This is a genomic window from Aggregatibacter segnis ATCC 33393 (genome assembly GCF_000185305.1).
Classification (GTDB): domain Bacteria; phylum Pseudomonadota; class Gammaproteobacteria; order Enterobacterales; family Pasteurellaceae; genus Aggregatibacter; species Aggregatibacter segnis.
In genome coordinates, this window is sequence record NZ_GL622200.1 from 1,788,538 (window position 1) to 1,802,017 (window position 13,480).

13 protein-coding genes are annotated in these 13,480 nt (G+C 36.3%); 10 read left to right on the top strand and 3 right to left on the bottom strand.

Annotated features, from left to right (window positions below):
* Positions 1-25 precede the first annotated feature (25 nt).
* Positions 26-949, bottom strand: a complete 924-nt coding sequence (locus HMPREF9064_RS01085) for a peptidylprolyl isomerase (protein ID WP_006719548.1) — start codon at positions 947-949, stop codon at positions 26-28.
* A gap of 70 nt (positions 950-1,019) precedes the next feature.
* The gene (gene pyrR / locus HMPREF9064_RS01080; RefSeq protein ID WP_032998206.1) at positions 1,020-1,556 is read right to left on the bottom strand and encodes a bifunctional pyr operon transcriptional regulator/uracil phosphoribosyltransferase PyrR; all 537 of its coding nucleotides are present in this window, start codon (positions 1,554-1,556) and stop codon (positions 1,020-1,022) included.
* 252 nt (positions 1,557-1,808) lie between these two features.
* On the opposite strand from pyrR, the gene asd reads away from it, so the two are divergent.
* A complete protein-coding gene (gene asd / locus HMPREF9064_RS01075; protein ID WP_006719550.1) occupies positions 1,809-2,921 on the top strand; it encodes an aspartate-semialdehyde dehydrogenase in 1,113 nt (370 codons plus the stop codon).
* A 59-nt stretch (positions 2,922-2,980) separates the two neighbouring features.
* On the opposite strand, the gene HMPREF9064_RS01070 is transcribed toward asd, so the two are convergent.
* Positions 2,981-3,595, bottom strand: coding sequence for a ComEA family DNA-binding protein (locus tag HMPREF9064_RS01070; protein ID WP_032998010.1), 615 nt, complete (start codon positions 3,593-3,595; stop codon positions 2,981-2,983).
* Positions 3,596-3,821: 226 nt separating this feature from the next.
* Between HMPREF9064_RS01070 and cas10 the strand changes: the two genes are divergently transcribed.
* The 9 genes from cas10 to csm6 are packed head-to-tail and all read left to right on the top strand — an operon-like array spanning position 3,822 to position 13,282.
* Positions 3,822-6,026, top strand: a complete 2,205-nt coding sequence (cas10, locus tag HMPREF9064_RS01065) for a type III-A CRISPR-associated protein Cas10/Csm1 (protein ID WP_006719552.1) — start codon at positions 3,822-3,824, stop codon at positions 6,024-6,026.
* 8 nt (positions 6,027-6,034) lie between these two features.
* On the top strand, positions 6,035-6,418 hold the full coding sequence (csm2, locus tag HMPREF9064_RS01060) for a type III-A CRISPR-associated protein Csm2 (RefSeq protein ID WP_006719553.1): 384 nt from the start codon (positions 6,035-6,037) through the stop codon (positions 6,416-6,418).
* Positions 6,419-6,428: 10 nt separating this feature from the next.
* Positions 6,429-7,133 carry a type III-A CRISPR-associated RAMP protein Csm3 gene (csm3, locus tag HMPREF9064_RS01055; RefSeq protein WP_006719554.1) on the top strand — a complete coding sequence of 235 codons (705 nt, stop codon included), beginning with the start codon at positions 6,429-6,431 and terminating at the stop codon, positions 7,131-7,133.
* 9 nt (positions 7,134-7,142) lie between these two features.
* Complete coding sequence (gene csm4, locus HMPREF9064_RS01050) at positions 7,143-8,081, top strand: type III-A CRISPR-associated RAMP protein Csm4 (protein WP_006719555.1); 939 nt, start codon at positions 7,143-7,145, stop codon at positions 8,079-8,081.
* Positions 8,078-9,706 carry an RAMP superfamily CRISPR-associated protein gene (locus HMPREF9064_RS01045; RefSeq protein ID WP_006719556.1) on the top strand — a complete coding sequence of 543 codons (1,629 nt, stop codon included), beginning with the start codon at positions 8,078-8,080 and terminating at the stop codon, positions 9,704-9,706. Before csm4 ends, HMPREF9064_RS01045 begins: the two co-directional genes overlap by 4 nt.
* Complete coding sequence (cas6, locus tag HMPREF9064_RS01040) at positions 9,703-10,626, top strand: CRISPR system precrRNA processing endoribonuclease RAMP protein Cas6 (protein ID WP_006719557.1); 924 nt, start codon at positions 9,703-9,705, stop codon at positions 10,624-10,626. The genes HMPREF9064_RS01045 and cas6 overlap by 4 nt, the downstream gene beginning before the upstream one ends.
* A gap of 60 nt (positions 10,627-10,686) precedes the next feature.
* Positions 10,687-10,977, top strand: a complete 291-nt coding sequence (gene csx16, locus HMPREF9064_RS01035; RefSeq protein ID WP_006719558.1) for a CRISPR-associated protein Csx16 — start codon at positions 10,687-10,689, stop codon at positions 10,975-10,977.
* An 8-nt stretch (positions 10,978-10,985) separates the two neighbouring features.
* Positions 10,986-12,128, top strand: coding sequence for a Card1-like endonuclease domain-containing protein (locus tag HMPREF9064_RS01030; RefSeq protein WP_006719559.1), 1,143 nt, complete (start codon positions 10,986-10,988; stop codon positions 12,126-12,128).
* Positions 12,128-13,282, top strand: coding sequence for a CRISPR-associated ring nuclease Csm6 (gene csm6 / locus HMPREF9064_RS01025; RefSeq protein ID WP_006719560.1), 1,155 nt, complete (start codon positions 12,128-12,130; stop codon positions 13,280-13,282). The genes HMPREF9064_RS01030 and csm6 overlap by 1 nt, the downstream gene beginning before the upstream one ends.
* Positions 13,283-13,480 lie beyond the last annotated feature (198 nt).

Genomic DNA, 13,480 nt, shown 5'->3' on the forward strand with positions numbered 1-13,480 from the left:
CCCGACCATTGGGTCGGGATTTCCGTTAATTTATGTATTTAATGTTGGCTCGTTTACGCAATGCTTGTACCCAGTCACGTGCCGAATCTTGCAATTGCTGATTGACGATTTGCTCGTAGGCTTTTTGACGATAAGCATCTTCTGTGCGGTCAGCCTGACGGGTATTGGTCACTTCCAAAATATGCCACCCAAATTCAGTTTTAAACGGCGCACTAATCACGCCTTGTTTTGTTGTACGTACCGCTTTATTAAACGGACCCACGTACATTTCAGGAAAAGCATAGCCTAAGCTACCGCCGTTAGCACCGGATAAATAATCTTTCGAATATTTTAATGCAGCATCGGCAAACGTTGTTTTGCCGGCAAGAATATCCGCACGGATTTGTTCAAGCTGTGCTTTGGCCTGTGCATCGTTTAATAACGGATTGAGTTTTAACAAAATATGACGCACTTCGTATTGGGTATCCGTCAGTTTCGCCACGTTACCTTTTGCCTTAGCCTCCGCCAACATTTTTTTTGCTAATGCTTCAACCTGTTCACGAGAGACGTCAACACTTTGGCTAATTGCGCGATTACGTACTTCCGACATCATCAGTTGTTGTGCAATTTGTTGACGATATGCCGCATAACTAATGCCTTGATAATCAAGAGCATCAAGCAACTGACCGAAAGTTAAACCGTTTTGCGCTGCGATGCCTTCAATAATTTGATCCACTTGCGCATTATTAACGGAGACACCGGATTCTTTTACTGCCTGCGCAACCAAAATATCGTCAATCACTTTATCTAAAGCCGCTTGGCGATTACTTTTCTTCGTTAAAGCACTTTTTACTTGGCTTTCCAACACAGGAACGCCGTTTACTGTCGCAACCACTTTTTCCTCAGCTTGCGCATTTGCAATAAATGCCAAAAAACCAAGTGCGACAAACAAAACAGACTTCAAATTCATCTTCGTTAATATTCCGTTATAGGGTTGAAATTGTTGGTTAGATTATCAATTTTAATAAAGGTTCACAAATTTATTTCGTTAATAACGCCACTTCGTAACATTGGTCAAACTTCATGGTGCGCACCTGAATATTTTCACTACGACTGGTTGGTACGTTTTTCCCTACATAATCGGCACGGATCGGTAATTCACGATGCCCTCTATCCACAAAAATCACCAATTCCACTTTTGCTGCACGTCCGAAATCCACTAACGCATCCAACGCAGCACGAATCGTGCGACCGGTAAACAGCACATCGTCCACTAAAATCACTTCTTTATGTTGGATGTTAATAAAATCAGACGCACCACTATAAATCGGCACCTGTTCTTCTTGGGTCGGCTCAAGATCATCGCGATAAAAGGTGATATCCAAATCAAAAGAAGGAAGTTCAACTTGCGTTAATTCTTTAATTTTATGTTTAATTAACGCCGCAATTTCCGCGCCCCGTCGTTTAATACCGACAATGACCAAATTATCTAACGTATGATGTTTTTCAATTATTTCATGCGAAATACGAGAAATCGTTCTAAAAAACTGATTTTCATCAATAATGATTTTTTCCATAAAATTAAAGCCACCCATTAAAACAATAAAAATGATATTTAACATAGCATAAATTCCATCGCTTTGCTCATATCAACTCCCCATTTTCTGACCTTAACATTAAGATAAATAAAAGAAAAAGTGCGGTCAGTTTTGGGATTATTTTAAAAAGTAAAAAAATATCGGAAAAATACTTGCTTTTATTTATGTTCTCTTGCTATTAATTACGCGCTTACACAACATATTTTCAATCTTATTTAGAAGGACAAACTTATGAAAAACGTTGGTTTTATCGGTTGGCGCGGAATGGTTGGTTCCGTTTTAATGGATCGCATGCAACAAGAAAATGATTTTGCAAATATCAATCCGGTTTTCTTTACGACCTCTCAAGCTGGACAGCCTGCACCGACTTTCAGTGGAAAAGATGCCGGTACCTTAAAAAATGCATTCGATATTGAAGAGCTGAAAAAACTGGACATTATCGTGACCTGCCAAGGCGGCGATTACACCAACGAAGTTTATCCGAAATTAAAAGCCACCGGTTGGAACGGCTACTGGGTCGATGCAGCATCTGCACTACGTATGGAAAAAGATGCGATTATCGTGTTGGATCCAGTAAACCAACATGTCATCAGCGAAGGCTTGAAAAACGGTGTAAAAACCTATGTGGGCGGTAACTGTACCGTAAGTTTAATGTTAATGGCATTAGGCGGTTTATTCGAGAAAGATTTAGTGGAATGGATCTCCGTTGCGACTTACCAAGCCGCCAGTGGTGCCGGTGCGAAAAACATGCGTGAATTACTCGTGCAAATGGGCGAATTAAACGGTGAAGTGAAAGGCTTATTAGCAGATCCGAATTCCTCTATTTTAGATATTGAACGCGCTGTTACCGCGAAAATGCGCGACAACAATTTCCCTATTGATAATTTTGGTGCGCCTCTTGCAGGCAGCTTGATCCCTTGGATCGACAAATTATTAGAAAGCGGTCAAACCAAAGAAGAATGGAAAGGCTATGCGGAAACCAATAAGATTTTAGGCTTAAGCGACGACCCGATTCCGGTTGACGGTTTATGTGTACGTATCGGTGCATTACGCTGCCACAGCCAAGCGTTCACCATCAAATTAAAACGCGACATTCCACTGGCAGAAATCGAGCAAATTTTGGCATCACACAACGAGTGGGTGAAAGTCATTCCAAACGACAAAGAAAGCACCTTGCGTGAACTCACGCCGACTAAAGTCACCGGCACATTAAGCGTTCCGGTAGGACGTTTACGCAAGCTCAACTTAGGGCCGGAATATTTGGCGGCATTCACTGTCGGCGACCAATTATTATGGGGTGCAGCAGAACCAATTCGCCGTATCTTGGTGCAATTAGTAAAATAATCTCTATTTTCTAAAAACAAAGGGCTGTTCAATACAGCCCTTCTTTTTATCTTGGGAAATTAATTAAAACGCACATGGGATTTCATTTTTTCTAATGTCGCATCGCCAATACCCGGAACTTTGGATAAATCACTGAGATTTTTAAACTTGCCATTTTTCTCGCGATATTCAATAATCGCTTTGGCTTTCGCTTCACCAATACCGGACAAACTTTCTAATGCCGCCACATCTGCTGTATTAACATCCACTTTTTTACCTTGCGTCATTTGGGCTTTATTTTCCACTGCACTTTTTTCTTTCGCGGTGGATTTATCTTCCACCTGTGCTGGTTTGTCATTGCGTAATTTGTCTTTTATCGCTTTCTTACCTTCTGCAACTTTTTCTTGAGTAACCTCTTTCGCCTCAGTCAACTTTTCTTTTGTTGCATCTTTAGCTTCGCTAAATTTCTCTTTGGTTGCATCCTTAGCTTCGCCGAATTTTTCTTTCGTCGTCTCTTTTACTTTCACTGCACCATTCTTTATTTTAGTACCAGCCACTTTACTGTCTTCTTTCACAGTTTGCCATGCAGATTTTGCGCCTTCTTTCACTTCAGATAAAACACTTTCTTCCGCCAATGCAGTGGAGGAAACAGCAATAGCAACTGCTAACGCCAACAAAGATTTTAATGATTTCATGTTTTCTTCCTTTTTTACTAAATAAAAAGACGGCGAAAAAACACCGCACTTTTCTATAATAAACACTTTTGTTAGAGCCAAAGATGTATTAAAAGTTCAAATAAAGAAAAAATCAAAACGGCTAAAATAAATTAATAATATTAATTATATTTACAAATTTGTATTTAGTGATAATTTTTAAAGGTTCGCTTATACTTCACTTAATATTTCGATACATGGAGTAATTATGTCAGATCATACAATTTCTCTCGCTTTTTCAGTATTGCACCATTATTTAAAGCTATTCGCTGAAAAACAAGAACCTCATTTGCCTCTTCCCTCTTTTCCGTCCCAATTCAAACAGGTTGATATATCTCCTTTCTTATCACAAGCTGAACACCTTGTTTTAGGTAAACAACCTGAATTAAAAGAAAGCAATAAACTGTTTAGTTTGTTTGAAAATATCAATCAAGAAAATAAAAAAACACAATTTTCTTATGATTTTCAACCACTTTCGCCGAATACTATTTTCCCGAAAAAAGAAGAAAACAACACCGCACTTTCAACACATTGGGATAAGTTTGTTCAAGCGATCGCAAAGATTCCTAAATCTCATTGTGATAACCCAAGTTTATGGCTAGATCATTTTGATACCGCAATGCAATGCTTCACTTGCAATTTGCCAAGTCCTTATAGTGATGACATTTCTTTCTATGATTTCACTAAAGCAGTCGCAGCGTTTGTGGTCGCACTCGCAGATCAAGAAATCAATAAAGAAGAGCCATTTTTATTGATTCAAGGCGACTTTTTCGGCATTCAAGATTTTATTTTTTCCGGAGGCAGTGCTTCCAACAAAGGCGCTGCAAAAATCTTACGCGGGCGTTCTTTCCAAGTGTCTCTTTTCACCGAATTAGCCGCACTAAAAGTACTAAACGCCTGTCAACTGCCAACCACTTCTCAAATGATGAATGCCGCAGGGAAATTTTTAATTGTTGCCCCAAACACCAAGGCAGTAAAAGAGGCAATCAAACAAGTTCAAGCGGAACTAAATCAATGGTTTATTAAAGAAACCTACGGATTAATCGGGCTGGGTATCGCAGTTCAATCGGCAAAATACAGTGATTTTGAACAAAATCACTACGAAACATTAGTTAAAAAATTATTTGAGAATTTAGAAGAACAAAAACTCAAGCGGTTAGATTTAACGGATACCACGCAAAGCGTGCAAGAAGTTGAATATCCAAATGGTGTTTGTGAAATGAATAGCTTTTTCCCATCTCAAAAAGAAGAAGATTGTCCTACAATCGATGGTAAAAAAGTTAACTACTCTGTTATCTCTGAAGATCAAATTAATATTGGTAAATGGCTATCTAAAAAAGACAGAATTATCATTACAGATAATGAAAGTAAAATTCATAGCGATAGTGATACTAAAATTCTGAAATTACCAATTTTTGGTTTTAATGTAATTTTTACCGAAGAGGAAGAAGAAACCGGAAAATTCGGTTTGCATGTACATAAGATTCATCGCTTTTGGGATTTCTCATTACCAAAAAATACAAACAGTACCATTTGGAATGGATATGCCCGCCGTTATATCAACGCCTATGTTCCTTTTGATGATGAAGGAAAGATTGTTACTTTTGAGGATATTCAAGCTAGAGATGAAGGACAAAAAGCATTAATGACCTTAAAAGGTGATGTGGATAATCTTGGTACGATTTTCCAAAAAGGCATTCAGCCTGCCAACATCGCAAAAATGGCGGCGCTATCTCGCCAAATGAACCAATTTTTTAGTCTTTGGTTGCCGGCCTATTGCTCGGAACAAAGCCAAAATATGTACACCGTGTTTGCGGGGGGCGATGATTTCTTCTTAATCGGTCCTTGGTATTCTACACAAAAAGTGGCGCATGCAATGCAACAAGCCTTTGCACATTATGTGGCAGAAAATCCAGAAATTCATTTTTCAGTGGGAATGGTCATGAGCAAATCCAATATTCCAGTGCCACGTTTAGGCGATTTAGCGGAAGAGGCATTGGAGAAAGCGAAAGGTATTGATAAAGGCAAAACTGTTTCTACAGCGGAAGGTAAAAATGCCGTGACAATTTTTAATCGGTCGGTGAAGTGGGCGGATTGGAAACAACTTTGTGGTTTAGAGGAAGAAATTCACCGCTTGGCAGACACTTATAAAATTTCGACTTCTTATCTTTATTCATTAATTCGTTTATGTGAACAAGCCGCAAATACAGAAAATATTGAAAGCACCATGTGGCGCAGTCGTTTTTATTATAAAACAGTCCGATATGTGCTTGATAAAATAAAAAGAGAAGAAGATCGAAAAGATGCTTTAAAAGTACTTTCTGAAACATTAGGGAAAAATGGAATTGAATTATATAAAATTAATTTTTCTATTCCATTATTTAACTACTTTTATAAAAAACGCAATATTTAGGAGAAATTATGGATCTTTCTAAAATTAAATTTCCAGCAGAAGCCGGCTCAGGTATTTTTGATTCTGTAGCAGAAAATGCAGCAAAAGAAATCAGAGATAGTAAAGTTAACAAAAAAACACAGATTAGAAAATTCTATGATGAATTAATTATGTGGAATGAACGTGTTCAGCACTCTAAAATTTCAAAAGAAGAAAAATATATAGAATTAGAACCATTTATCAAAATGTTAAAAGCAAAAGTTACCTATGCAAAAGGGAGAGGACATATTGATGAAAAATTTCAAAGTATTTTCAATCATTGTATAGACCAAATTAAAGATGCCAAAACATTACAACACGCAAAATTATTTATGGAAGCTGTAACAGGTTATTCTAGAGAATTAGAAAAATAAGGGGTTGAATATGAAACTTAATAAAATTATTGAAATTAAAGCAAAACTAGTTTTACAAACTGGATTACATATAGGTAGTGGAAATAGTGAAATGCAAATTGGCGGAATTGACAGTCAAGTTGTAAGAAACCCTATTACTCGAGAGCCATATATTCCTGGTTCAAGTTTAAAAGGGAAAATCAGAACTTTGTTAGAATGGCTCTCAGGAGAGGTAAAAAATGAACCGTTAAGTTTAGGAAACATAAAAGATATACATAACAAAGAAACGGTAAAAGATATTTTGCGTTTATTTGGATTTGCAGGTCATTCAGAAAATAATAAGGAGCTATGCGTAGAATTAAAAGCATCTCGTCTTTCTTTTTGGGACTGTTCTCTAAGTAAAAAATGGAAAAATGAATATAGTGAAGATGGCTTTATTATTACGGAAACGAAAAGTGAAAATACAATAGACCGAATCACATCGGTTACTACAGGTGGTGGTGTGCGCCAAACCGAACGTGTGCCAGCTGGTGCAGAATTTGATTTCAAATTGATGTTACGCCAATTTGAAGGCGATAAACCGGAACTTCTCGATTTAGTGTTAAAAGGCTTAAAACTGTTAGAACTTGACAGTCTTGGCGGCTCCGGTTCTCGTGGTTACGGTAAAGTGAAATTTACTGAATTAACGGTTGATGGCGAAGCTCGTAATTTAGACGACATTAAACCTTTCGAATAAGGTGATTTTATGAAGTTATATCGTTTTACACTCACACCACAAAGTGCGATGGGAACGCCTTTGGTGGGCGATACCTTATTTGGTCAGCTTTGTTGGGCAGTGAGAAATCGTTTTGGTGAAGCACGCTTAAGTGAATTACTTAAAGGTTATACCACACAACGCCCATTTATGGTGGTATCGGATGCTTTTCCAGAAAGTTTTTTGCCTTTACCGACTTTGCCATCAACGTTTTGGGAAACCAAAACAGAAACCGATCGCAAAAGCTTAAAAAAAGCCCAATGGGTCAAAATCACCGATACAGAAAAAAGCGCGGTGAAATTTTGGCAAGAATGTGCTTTACAAGCGAATTTTCAATTCAAAAAAGAAACTCAAGATCAGTTTCACAACACTATTGATCGCCAAACAAATACCACGGGTGATGGACAATTTGCGCCTTATTCCACAGAACTAACCTGGTTTGGCGCACAACAAAAATTCGAGCTCTATGTTGTGTTAGATGAAAATCGCTTTTCATTGGAAGCGTTACAAATAGTACTTCAAGATGTCGGAAATATTGGTTTTGGACGTGATGCCTCTATCGGGCTAGGCAAATTCCGTTGTGAAAATCCACAAGCCTTCGATTTTGCTCAACCGAATGCAAATTGCTATTTAACGCTAGCCAATTGTGCCCCGCAAGGTTTAGGTTTAAACAAGGAGTATTGCTACTACCAAATTACGACAAGATTTGGTCGCCACGGTGACATTCAAGCGTTAAGCTCCAACCCATTTAAAAAGCCGATTATTTTGGCAAAACCAGCAGCCATTTTTACACCTGAAAACTATCAACCCCGTTTATTTTTAGGTAATGGATTAGGCAATGTGTCTTATGCTCAACCAGAAGCCGTGCATCAAAGCTATGCTCCCGTCTTAAATTTATTTGTCGATTTTGAACATAAGGATCACAAATGAAACCATTTATACAAATCCACAACGTTTATTTAACCCCATTAAGCCCAATACATATTGGCTGCGGGGAAGATTTTGAGCCGACGAATTATGTCATTGATAATGAAACTTTATTTAATTTTGAACCTAGCCATTTAATGTTAAATGAGAGGGAGAGAACGAATTTGTTAAATGCAGTAAATAAAGATATTCTCGCTATTCATAATTTTTTCTCTAGTAACAAGAGTAAAATTATCCCCTTATCTCAGTATTTTAGTGCTATAACTAAAGGATTTGTATCTGAGTATAATAAAAATATAGAGAACCCTGCTCACAAAGAGAAAAATGGAAATAAAGTTTTCAATCAACTACAAATTGAAAGAACTGCATATCTACCTTACCAAGGTTTGGCATTTATTCCAGGAAGCAGTTTTAAAGGTGCTTTTACTACTCCAGTGTTATCAAAAAGACATATTGACAATGGCGGCAATCCTCTGATTAAACGAGAAAAGAAAACGTCTAAAACAGCGTTAAGTCTTATATCACAAAAAATAAATGAAGATTATCTATATAATATAAATAATCTTAAGAGCTTCGATGAAGTAAAAGAGAATTTTGCACATAATGAATTTAGAAGTATAAAATTCAGTGATTTTTCTCCTCTAAATAATGTACAAACCAAGATCTTTTACTGCTTAAATTTTAATCGTGAACTAAAAAATGGGGAGAAAACATTTAATACAAAAATTGTACAGAGAAGAGAGAGCATCCTACCAGGTCAATATAGAGCATTTTCAGCTAATTTAAGCATATTAGATGATAAAGTTAATAAATTACTTTCATTGAATGAATACTTAACTATAAATGATTCATACTATAAAAAAATATTCATTGAAGAAATGGAAGACCTAGTTGCTAAAGGTTTTGTTTCTCAAAATTATCTCAATGGTATATTAAATATAATTAATAAAGCTGGATTTTTAATTAGATTAGGTAAAAATGGATCAGATAGTAAAGTTCTTAAAGGAAAAAATGTCGCCCAAATAGAGATTAAGCCTAAGAAAAATCAAGAGGTTTATTATCAAGACAAAGCTACAACTTATTGGCTTTCTGCGGACTCAAAAACACAAAAGAATAATCTTCTTCCCTTCGGTTGGGCATTAATTGAAGTTGATCCCACTACGGAAAATGAAGCCTTAAAAACGTGGTGTGAAGCTCAACCAAAATCAAAATTTGATCGTTCTGAAATTTTGGCGAAACGCGAAGCTCAAAAAGCGGAACAAGCACGCTTGCAAGCAGAAGCTGAAGCAAAACGCTTAGCGGAACAACAAGCAGAAAAAGAAAAGCTAGCATTGTTAGATTCGCTTTCGGACAATCAACGTTTAGTAGAAGCCAAGTTGGTTGAATGGAATTCTCAGGAAAGAAAACCATTTACGGTTTCACCTATTTTTAGTGAAGCCAAAAAATTGTTGGAAGATGCTCAACAATGGAATAAAGAAGATCGTCATTATCTTTATGAAAAACTTGATCCAACAAAATCAAATGAAGGGTTACAAAAATATGTTGATGGCTTAAGTGGTTTCAGCAATTTAAAAGCAAAATCAGCCGTAGAATTTAAAAAATTGCGTAACAAACTGGTGGCAGAATGATTCCAAATTCTTTCCCCATAGCCCGCTATCAATTTGATTTTGTTGTGAGCGAGCCGATTTTATTACCGGAATATTCAGGCTCCACCTTGCGTGGAGCCTTTGGTCGTGCTTTGCGGAAAATTTCCTGCATGACAAAACAAGAGGATTGCAAAGGTTGCCCACTTTATCGCACCTGCCCTTACACCAACATTTTTGAAACGCCCGCACCGACAGAGCATGAATTACAAAAGTTCAGTCAAGTGCCGAACGGCTATATTATTGAACCGCCAGCATGGGGAGAGCGACTTTATGCCGAAGGTGAAACATTAACATTTTCGCTTGTGCTATTTGGACGGTTGATTGAACAGCTCCCCCTCATTGCTTTTGCTTTCAAACGGGCTTTTGAATATAACGTCGGGCGGGGAAAGGCAAATTTACTTGATATAGCAAAAGTTGAGTCAAATTTAACCACCCGACAATCCATTTTACAAAACGGAAATATCATCGAACATCAAAAAACAATCGAAATTCCGACCGCACTTGATAGCGTGGCACAAATCAAAATTGATACGCCTTTAAGGCTGCAAGAAAATGGCAAGCCTTTGCGAGTAAATGAGATTACGGCAGAACGATTTTTTATTTCTTTAGCCAAGCGCCTTTCCTTATTAAGCGAATTTCATTCTGAACCCTTGAATCTAGATTTTGGATTGCTAAAAAACCAAATCGAACAAATTCAAGATAATAAACATTTAAAATGGCAAGATTGGACGCGCTATTCCTCCCGCCAAGATCATAAAATGAAATTAGGAGGCGTCATCGGTCTGTGGCAATTCAACAATTTATCCCCTGAATTAGCCAAATTACTTTACATCGGGCAATGGCTACATTGTGGGAAAAATGCCACTTTTGGATTAGGCAAATATCGGATTACAAATTTGTAATTTCCAATCAGAAATAAACTACTTGTTAAAATATGGTTTTAATTATTTAAGGAGAATGATATGACAACATGGTTTATTTCAAGACACCCCGGCGCGATTGAGTGGGTGAAGCAGCAAAACATTCAGATTAATCGATTTGAAAGCCATTTAGATACATCACTGGTGCAAGCCAACGATGTAGTGATTGGCACGCTTCCGATTCATTTAGCAGCAGAAGTGTGCCAAAAAGGGGCAAAATTTTATTTTCTTTCTATTAATGTGACACCTGAACAACGTGGTATAGAATTAACTTGCAAACAATTAACTGAGCAACAATGCTCAATTCAACCATTTAGAATTGAAAAATTATAGGCGTTTTTATGCAAAAATATGATATTCATGTGTGTTTAGTGTCAGATCAAGCCGCACCAAACTTATTACCTATTTTGGATAGTGAATTTAAACCTCAAAAAGCTGTTTTTGTTGTTTCTACAAAAGATGAAATTAAAGAAAAGGCAAATTCTCTTAAACTAGCATTTAAGCAAAACGACATTGACGTAGATATTTTAGAGCTTTCTAATGAATTTGATTTCCAAAGTATGGAAACTGAACTATTTGATTTGTTATCAAGCTATGAAAATGAAAACATTGCATTGAATGTAACTGGCGGAACAAAATTAATGGCAATCGCTGCTCAAAATGTTTTCTCTGGTGTTAAGCCTATTTTTTATATAAATACAAATAAAGAAGAAATTATTTTTATTTCTAAAGAAAATGATAAACATATACCTGTACAAAAGTTAAACACCAAAACCTTAATTAATACTTATCTTTCAAGTTATGGAGTCAGTGTATTAAAAAACAAAGATGATTTTAACTTCTATAAACTAGGTGTATTTACCGAACGCTTTGTAAGAAGACAAGAAGATTATAAAGATATTATTTCAAAATTGAATTTATTAGCTTTTAATGCTTCTAATAGCAAACTAGAAACAAATTTCACAAACTACAGTAATGATCTTAAATTAATTCTGGAAGATCTTGCAGATGAAGATCTAGTAAGATTGAATGGTGATATCGTAGATTTTAAGAATGAACAGACAAGAAGCTTTTTGAATGGAAACTGGTTGGAATATTTTACTTATAAACAAGCTAACAGCATTGCAGATGTTATTGATGCTGATTGGAATGTAGAAGTAGTAAATTCAAAATATGAGAAAAACAAAGTTGGTGTGAATAATGAATTAGACGTTATCTTTATGGCAAAAAATAAGTGTCATATCATTGAGTGTAAAACGATAAATTTTGAAAATACAGAAAATAAGGATAAATTACAGAGCTATTTAGATAAATTAAATTCCTTAAAAGGCTATGGCGGTTCATTAACAAAAGTTTGTTTAGTGAGTTTCTATGCAATACCCCAAAATATAAAACGTCGGGCAGAAAAAGATAATATTGAGATCATTGATGATTATCGTATTAAAAATTTAAAAGAAAGAATTCAAAGCTGGATTAAAAAATAATGAAAACCTACAACAAACGCATTTTACTCTCTGTCACAGGAAAGTCCCCTGCAGTTGTCACCGAAACACTTTATGCTTTAGTAACAGAAAAAAACTTTATTCCAACGGAAATTCAAGTAATTACAACAATTGAAGGAAGAAATGAATTACTTTCCGCATTACTTGGCATTGAGGGCAAACGAAAAGGAGCTTTGCAAGAGTTTATTGAAGATTATGGCAGCCAATATGGTTTTGATCATATTCATTTTAATGAAGACTGCGTACATATTATTAAAGATACGAACGGTGAACAATTACCGGATATTCGCACACCAAAAGAAAACGAACAGGCCGCAAATAGCATTGTGCAGTTAGTCGGTAAATTGTGCCAAGATGACGAAACTCAACTACACGTTTCTATTGCTGGTGGGCGGAAAACCATGGGCTTTTTTATGGGTTATGCGCTGTCACTCTATGGGCGTGAACAGGATAGTCTTTCTCATGTTTTAGTGGATGAAGAATTTGAAACGTTGTCAAATTTCTATTATCGCAAACCTAAAGAATATCGTATCGTGAATGACCGAAATGGCAAGGAGCTAGACGCATCACAAGCTAATATTATGTTAGCCGAAATCCCTTGGGTTCGTTTAGGTTTAGGTGTGCCTGAAGATCTCAAACAACAAGCTATTTCTTATAGTGATTCGGTAAAAAATGCACAGGCATTGTTAGAAGCACCTTCGCTCACATTTCTTTCACCCATAGAAGATTGCCTTGTTACATTCGGTTCAAAAACAATCAAACTTGCACCAAGAGGCTATGCCTTGTTCTTAAGTCTTGTTATTGCGAAAAAGCAAGGCTGGAACGTTGGAACGGGGAATCGTGAAGAAGCTCGAACCATAGCGACTTATTTGAACATTTACAGCCAAATGAAAAATGACGTTGAAATGGAGAATCGCTTGAAAGGTGCTAACAACGATTTAAAAAATGTTTTATCGGAATCTCGTACCGATATTAATAAAAAAGTGATGGCAAGTTTTTCTTTAGGAAAGGGTGCAAAGAGTGCTTATATTCCATCTTCTAACCGTAAAACAGGCAATTATGAACTCAATATTCACTTAGATAATATTGATGTATCGAAAATAGAATCCGATCTTAAACGACTAAAACTTATCTAAAATCAACCGCCCTTGTGGCGGTTTTCTTTTCTAGAAATTTAAATTTCACTCCCCCACCCTTTTTCTTCAGCATGCTGTTTTCATAAAAAATAATGTGATGTTGAAAACCAAAAACTTTAAACATACAAATTTGTAAAATCCTCAACAACCTTTAATTATCACTAAACTAATACCATCGAATTACACAGGAGAAACATC

Bases quoted from the DNA above. Each gene is read 5' to 3' on its own strand.
- HMPREF9064_RS01085 (WP_006719548.1), bottom strand. From the start codon at position 949: ATGAATTTGAAGTCTGTTTTGTTTGTCGCACTTGGTTTTTTGGCATTT.
- pyrR (WP_032998206.1), bottom strand. From the start codon at position 1,556: ATGGAAAAAATCATTATTGATGAAAATCAGTTTTTTAGAACGATTTCT.
- asd (WP_006719550.1), top strand. From the start codon at position 1,809: ATGAAAAACGTTGGTTTTATCGGTTGGCGCGGAATGGTTGGTTCCGTT.
- HMPREF9064_RS01070 (WP_032998010.1), bottom strand. From the start codon at position 3,595: ATGAAATCATTAAAATCTTTGTTGGCGTTAGCAGTTGCTATTGCTGTT.
- cas10 (WP_006719552.1), top strand. From the start codon at position 3,822: ATGTCAGATCATACAATTTCTCTCGCTTTTTCAGTATTGCACCATTAT.
- csm2 (WP_006719553.1), top strand. From the start codon at position 6,035: ATGGATCTTTCTAAAATTAAATTTCCAGCAGAAGCCGGCTCAGGTATT.
- csm3 (WP_006719554.1), top strand. From the start codon at position 6,429: ATGAAACTTAATAAAATTATTGAAATTAAAGCAAAACTAGTTTTACAA.
- csm4 (WP_006719555.1), top strand. From the start codon at position 7,143: ATGAAGTTATATCGTTTTACACTCACACCACAAAGTGCGATGGGAACG.
- HMPREF9064_RS01045 (WP_006719556.1), top strand. From the start codon at position 8,078: ATGAAACCATTTATACAAATCCACAACGTTTATTTAACCCCATTAAGC.
- cas6 (WP_006719557.1), top strand. From the start codon at position 9,703: ATGATTCCAAATTCTTTCCCCATAGCCCGCTATCAATTTGATTTTGTT.
- csx16 (WP_006719558.1), top strand. From the start codon at position 10,687: ATGACAACATGGTTTATTTCAAGACACCCCGGCGCGATTGAGTGGGTG.
- HMPREF9064_RS01030 (WP_006719559.1), top strand. From the start codon at position 10,986: ATGCAAAAATATGATATTCATGTGTGTTTAGTGTCAGATCAAGCCGCA.
- csm6 (WP_006719560.1), top strand. From the start codon at position 12,128: ATGAAAACCTACAACAAACGCATTTTACTCTCTGTCACAGGAAAGTCC.